The organism is Candidatus Eisenbacteria bacterium (genome assembly GCA_016867495.1).
In the GTDB taxonomy this organism is placed as follows: domain Bacteria; phylum Eisenbacteria; class RBG-16-71-46; order CAIMUX01; family VGJL01; genus VGJL01.
This window is the reverse complement of record VGJL01000158.1, coordinates 1-5,977: the sequence shown is the minus strand read 5'-3', so window position 1 is coordinate 5,977 and position 5,977 is coordinate 1. Positions and strand designations below refer to the sequence as shown.

Annotated in this window: 5 protein-coding genes; all 5 read left to right on the top strand. The window is 66.6% G+C overall.

Features of this window, described 5'->3' with window-relative positions; all coding sequences use genetic code 11:
* The first annotated feature begins 243 nt into the window (after positions 1-243).
* Positions 244-1,023: a class I SAM-dependent methyltransferase gene (locus FJY88_11175; GenBank protein ID MBM3287895.1), complete on the top strand. Its 780-nt coding sequence runs from the start codon at positions 244-246 to the stop codon at positions 1,021-1,023.
* Positions 1,023-2,156: a glycosyltransferase family 4 protein gene (locus FJY88_11170; GenBank protein ID MBM3287894.1), complete on the top strand. Its 1,134-nt coding sequence runs from the start codon at positions 1,023-1,025 to the stop codon at positions 2,154-2,156. The genes FJY88_11175 and FJY88_11170 overlap by 1 nt, the downstream gene beginning before the upstream one ends.
* Positions 2,153-4,687: a DUF2723 domain-containing protein gene (locus tag FJY88_11165; protein MBM3287893.1), complete on the top strand. Its 2,535-nt coding sequence runs from the start codon at positions 2,153-2,155 to the stop codon at positions 4,685-4,687. Before FJY88_11170 ends, FJY88_11165 begins: the two co-directional genes overlap by 4 nt.
* A 5-nt stretch (positions 4,688-4,692) precedes the next feature.
* Complete coding sequence (locus FJY88_11160) at positions 4,693-5,658, top strand: NAD-dependent epimerase/dehydratase family protein (protein MBM3287892.1); 966 nt, start codon at positions 4,693-4,695, stop codon at positions 5,656-5,658.
* Positions 5,655-5,977 (top strand): glycosyltransferase family 2 protein (locus FJY88_11155; GenBank protein MBM3287891.1); only part of this gene is annotated, 323 nt, incomplete at its 3' end. The genes FJY88_11160 and FJY88_11155, both read left to right, overlap by 4 nt.

The following is a 5,977-nucleotide window of genomic DNA, read 5'->3' as shown; positions in this document are numbered from 1 at the left end:
GCTCGCCAACCGTTACGGCGAGGAGGAGGCGGGCTCCTTCGCCAACGGGGTCCTCGACGCGGCGGCGCGACGGCTCCGTCCCGGCGAGCTGCCGCCGCCCGCCGGGGCCTGACGGAAGGCCCCCAGGCGGCCCTGTTCGTTGACGCAACTTCAAGCTTCTGTTAGCGTTCGGCTCTGTCGCGCGAGCGGATTCCATCCCGACCCTCCGGCGCGAGCCGATAGGAGGACTCCATACCGAACAGCATGCGGGCATCCACCCCGGGACACTGGGACAGGTACTGGCGCGACCGCCGCGAGACCATCGAGGAGGTCTACTCCAACGAGGGGCGGATCCTCCGGCAACTCGAGGATCTCCCCCTCCAAGGCAGCAGGATCCTCGAAGTCGGCGCCGGCTCGGGCCGCGACAGCATCGAGATCGCACGTCGAGGGGGACGGGTCTATGTCCTGGACTATGTGCGGGAGTCGTTCCGGGTGATCCGCCGCCTGGCGCGGGAGCAGGGGCTGGATCTGATCCCCATCTGCGCGGACGCGACCAGAATGCCGTTTCGCGACGGGGCGTTCCAGGTCGTCTTCCACCAGGGGCTGATGGAGCACTTCCGCGATCCGTCGCCTCTGCTCGCCGAGAACTGCCGCGTGCTGGAGCGGGGCGGGCACTGTCTCGTCGACGTTCCCCAGCGATGGCACATCTACACGATCGCCAAGCATCTCATGATCCTCATGAATCGCTGGTTCGCGGGCTGGGAGACGGAGTATTCGCCGGGGCAGCTCGAGCGCCTGATGCGCGCGGCCGGATTCCGCGTCGTGCGGACAGACGGAACCTGGTTCGAGCCCGGCTTCCTCTACAGGTCGGCGCGATACGTTCTGCTGCGGGCGCGGATCGCGCGTCTGCCCCTCTATCCGCGCTTGCCGCGCATCCTGGACGCGATTCCCCGAGCCATCCGCCGGCGTCTCAAGGGGACCCGGCTGGGGCTCCACACCTGCGCGATGATCTCGGTCCTCGGCCGGAAGGAAGATCCCCTCTGATGGGCCTCTCGATCCTGATCATCAGCTATCGGGACATCCGCCATCCCGAGATGGGCGGAGCGGAAGTGATCATCCACGAGATCTACCGCAGACTGCAGGCCCGCGGCCATGAGATCTGCTTCCTCACCGGGGCCTGGCCGGGCGCGCCGCGCCGCGACCGGATCGATGGGATGGAAGTCCTCCGCGTGGGAAGCACCTATACGTTCAACTGGGCCGTCCTGCGGGCATGGCGCGCGCTGCGGGGACGGCGCTTCGACTTGATCGTCGAGGATCTGAACAAGATCCCCTTCTTCGGTCCCCTCTTCCAGAAGGAAGTTCCCGTACTCACGAACGTGCCCCACCTCTTCGGAACGACCGTCTTCCGGGAGGCGCCCTGGCCGCTCGGCCTCTATGTCTATCTCCACGAGCGCTTCATCCCCACCGCCTACCGCCGCTGTCGCTTCCAGGTTCTCTCCGACTCGACCCGGGAGGATCTGATCGCGCGGGGGCTCGCTCCGGAGCGGATCCACGTCATACGATCGGGGATCGACCATGACTACTATCGGCCCGAGGAGGGGAGGGGAACCCCGGGGCCGGTGATCCTGTATCTGGGTCGGTTGAAGAAATACAAGGGGATCGACCTGGCCATCGATGCCCTCCCCGAGATTCAACGAACGGTTCCCGAGGTGCGTTACTGGATCGCGGGGGAGGGGACCCACCGGGCGGCCTTGGAGGCCAGGATCGCCCGCGAGGGCCTCGGGGGGCGCGTCTCCCTGCTGGGGCACAAGAGCGGCCGGGAGAAGCTGGCCGTCCTCCGGCAGACGAGGGTTCTCGTCTACACCTCGCCCAAGGAGGGATGGGGCCTCTCGGTGATCGAGGCCAACGCCATGGGGATACCGGTGGTCGCCTCCGATTCCCCGGGGCTCAGGGAGTCGGTCCGCGACGGCGAGACGGGATTCCTCGTCCCCCACGGGGATGTGGGGGCCCTGGCGGATCGCCTATCCCAGCTGTTGAGCGACGACGTTCTCTGGGGCAGGATGGGGCTGGCGGGGATCGCCTGGGCGGCGAACTTCAACTGGAGTCGGATGGCGGACGAGACGGAGGATCTGCTGCTTCGCGTGGCGCGCGAGGGGCGGGGAGGAGAAGGACCTTGATCTGGATACGTGAGAGAGCGGTCGCCCTGGGCGCCCTCTTCGTCTTCCTCGTGAGCCAGGTGATCTACCTGATGACCCTGACGCCGACCTGCCCCTTCTGGGACAGCGGCGAGTTCATCGCGACCTCCTACACCCTCGGCATCCCTCATCCGCCGGGCACACCCTTCTACGTCCTGATCGGCCGCCTTTTCACCCTCTTCCCGATCGCCAGCATCGCGGCGCGGGTCAACTACCTCTCCGCTCTGGCCTCGAGCCTCGCGGCCGTCTTCGGTTACCTGGTGACCGTCGAGGTGTTCAAGTGGCAGCAGCGCGGCAAGCCCGACAGCGCCCCGATCCAGCTCGGAGTCCTCGGCGGGATCGCGACGGGGCTCTTCACCGCCTTCTCGCGCACCTTCTGGGAGAACGCCGTGGAGGCGGAGGTCTACGGGCTCTCGAGCGCCCTGATGATCGCTTCCCTGTGGCTCGTGATCCGGTGGGCAGGGAAGGAGGGGTCGGCTCGGCGGGACAACCGGCTCTTCGTGCTCGCCTACTACCTGATCGCCGTGTCGGCCGGGATCCACATGGGGACCTACCTCGTCCTGCCCGCGATGCTCCTCTTCGTCCTCATGGTCGACCACAGGACGCTCGCGCCCCACACGTTCGGGGCCCTCGTCGTGGCGGGGATCCTCGTGGGGCTGCAGCCCGCGATGCTGCCGATCCTCAAGGAGGGATGGATCATCCTCCTGGCGCTGGGGCTCGCCGGCTCGCTCCTGCTCGGCCGCCTCTGGTCCCCCCTCGGGCCGCGCGGCGTCGTCTTCTGGTGCCTCCTGCTCGCGGTGGTCGCCCTCTCCAATCATCTCTACCTGCCGATCCGCGCGGCGCTGGACCCGATGATCAACGAGGCCGATCCCTCGAGCAGGGAGGCCCTCTGGCTGGCGCTCATCAGGGACCAGTACAAGCCCGCGAACCCCTTCCTGGAGCGAAACGCCTCGTGGGCGATCCAGTTCGGCAAGCACTTCTGGCGCTACGCCCACGACCAGTATCAGCTCCACTTCTCGCCCGTCTGGCTAGCGAAGCATCTGCCCTACCTCGTGGGGCTGGTCGGTCTCGCGGCCCACGCGCGGCGCGAGAGGAAGACCTTCCTGATGCTCCTGCTCTTCTACCTCATCACATCCGTGGGGATGGTCTTCTATCTGAACTTCCGCGACGACGAGGTCCGGGACCGAGATTACTTCTTCACGGCGAGCTACCAGGTCTTCGCGATCTGGATCGGCCTCGGCTTCGCCACGATCGGCCGCTGGGTCCGCTGGGCCTACACCGAGGGGCGCGACGCCTTCGGCACGCGGCTCGGCTACGGCGTGGCGGCGCTCGGCCTCCTGCTCTCTTTCTCGCTCGTTCATCAGTTCTACCCGATCCGCGATCGAAGCGGCTTCTACCTCGCGAGGGACTACGCCTACAACAGCCTCCATCCCCTCGAAAAGGACGCGCTGATCTTCACGAACGGCGACAACGACACCTTCCCGCTCTGGTACATCCAGGAGGTAGAGAAGGCTCGCAGGGATGTCAGGGTCGTCAACCTGAGCCTGCTCAACACCGGCTGGTACATCAAGCAGCTTCGCGACTACTCTCCCAAGGTCGACCTCGGGTGGAACGACAGAGAGATCGAAGCGGTCCGGGCCGTGCCCGAGAAGTTCGCCGAGTACGCGCAGGGTTTCATGCGGAAGGACCAGTATGTCTCCTATCTGCGCACGTACGGGATCCAGAAGTACATCCCCGATCCGGACCAGTTCACCTATGCGAAGGACATCGCCACCCACCGGATCATCGAGAGGGAGTACGGCAAGCGACCGATCTACTTCGCCGTGACGGTTCCCGAGCAGATGGGATACACCGACCGTCTGACCATGGAGGGGCTCGCCTTCCGGCTGGGCGAGTCGCACGGCGGCGAGACCGATGACATCGATGTGCAGAAGACCCTCGGCAATCTCGATCGGGTCTACAAGTACCGGGGCCTCCTGACCGCGGACGGCGCCTACGACCGGAGCGTCTATAAGGACGAGAACGCCAAGAAGCTGATCCAGAACTATGGCGCGGGCTACATCCGGGCGGCCGAGAAGCTCCTCTCGGAGGGACAGACGGAAGAGGCCATGCGGGCGGCAGACCGGGCTGTCGTCTTCTCCGATGCCCCGAGCATTCTCTACAGCGCGGGGGCGGCCTTCTATCGCGCCGACCGGCTCGATCGGTCGGAGGAGATGTTCCGCAGGCTCATCGAGCTTGGATACGGAGATTTCCCGATCATGCGCCTGCTGGGGCGCACGATCGAGAAGCAGGGCCGCTTGGAGGAGGCGGAGCAGATCTACAGGGACATCCTCGGGCGATTCCCGGAGGATCAGGAGGCGCTGCGCGAGCTCTTCTCCTTCTATTATGAGCAGAACCGGCTCGCGGACGCCTACAAGGTCCTTGAGGACTGGGTGCGCAGGCATCCCGCGGACAGCGGAGCCCGGAGGCGGCTCTCCGAGATCGGCGACTCGCTCCGGAAGATGGGGCAATAGGGGGGATGGGCAGGCTTCTCGTCACCGGCGCCGCGGGCTTCATCGGCTCGCATCTCTGCGAGAGGCTCCTCCATGCCGGCCACGACGTGATCGGTCTCGACTGCTTCACCGACGCCTACGATCCGGCGCTCAAGCGCCGCAACGTCCAGCCCCTGCTCGCCAAGTCTCGCTTTCGCCTCATCGAGGAGGATCTCCGAAGAGTGCCCATGGAGGAGATCCTGGACGGCGTGGACGCCGTCTTCCACCAGGCCGCGCAGGCGGGGGTCCGCACCTCCTGGGGAGGGAGGTTCCGCGACTACCTGTCGGCGAACGTCGAGGCCACCCAGTCGCTGCTCGAGGCCTGCCGCGAGCGCGGCGCGCGGCTGCGTCGTTTCGTCTACGCTTCCTCGTCCTCCGTCTATGGAGACGCGGAGAGATTCCCGACGGCGGAGGACGATCCCAAGCTCCCCGTTTCCCCCTACGGCGTGACGAAGCTGGCGGGGGAGTTGCTGGTCCGTCTCTACGCCGTGCAGTACGGTCTTCCCGCGGTCAGCCTCCGCTACTTCACCGTCTATGGTCCCAGGCAGAGGCCCGACATGATGTTCCACCGCTTCTTCCGGGCGATCCTGCGCAACGAGGAGATCGTCGTCTATGGGGACGGCCGGCAGACGCGGGACTTCACCTACATTGACGACGCCATCGAGGCGAACCTCCGCGCCCTGGATACTCCGACCGAGCCGGGGCTCGCCCTCAACATCGGGGGCGGAACCAGGATCGGCATCGAGGAGGCCCTCGGTGTGATGGAGCGGATCGCGGGACGCAAGGCCGCGATCCGGCACGAGGACGCCTCTCCGGGGGACGCCCGGCACACCGCGGCTTCTACGCAAGCCGCGCTGCGGCTGCTCGGCCTGCGCCCGGCCGTCGGCCTCGAGGATGGGCTTGCGCGGATGCACGCGTGGATGATCCGCTACCTTGCGGGGGAGCCTGAGTGAGCCGATCGGTCGAGATCTCGGTCGTCATTCCCGCCTTCAACGAGGCAGGCTCCATCTGCGCCCTGCTGGAGAAGACCTCCGATGTCCTGGCGCGGCTCGGACGGAGCCACGAGATCCTCGTCGTCGATGACGGGTCCACCGATGGCACGGCCGCGCGGGTGGAGGAGCGGATCGGAACGATTCCAGGACTGCGCCTGGTCGTCCTGCGGACCAACTGCGGCAAGTCGGCCGCCCTGGCCACAGGCTTCCGCGAGTCCAGAGGCGATGCCTACATCGTCACCCTCGATGGCGATCTGCAGGACGATCCCGAGGAGATCCC

What these genes read in the sequence shown, in the direction of transcription:
- FJY88_11175 (MBM3287895.1), top strand. Translation starts at nt 244, where the DNA reads ATGCGGGCATCCACCCCGGGACACTGGGACAGGTACTGGCGCGACCGC.
- FJY88_11170 (MBM3287894.1), top strand. Translation starts at nt 1,023, where the DNA reads ATGGGCCTCTCGATCCTGATCATCAGCTATCGGGACATCCGCCATCCC.
- FJY88_11160 (MBM3287892.1), top strand. Translation starts at nt 4,693, where the DNA reads ATGGGCAGGCTTCTCGTCACCGGCGCCGCGGGCTTCATCGGCTCGCAT.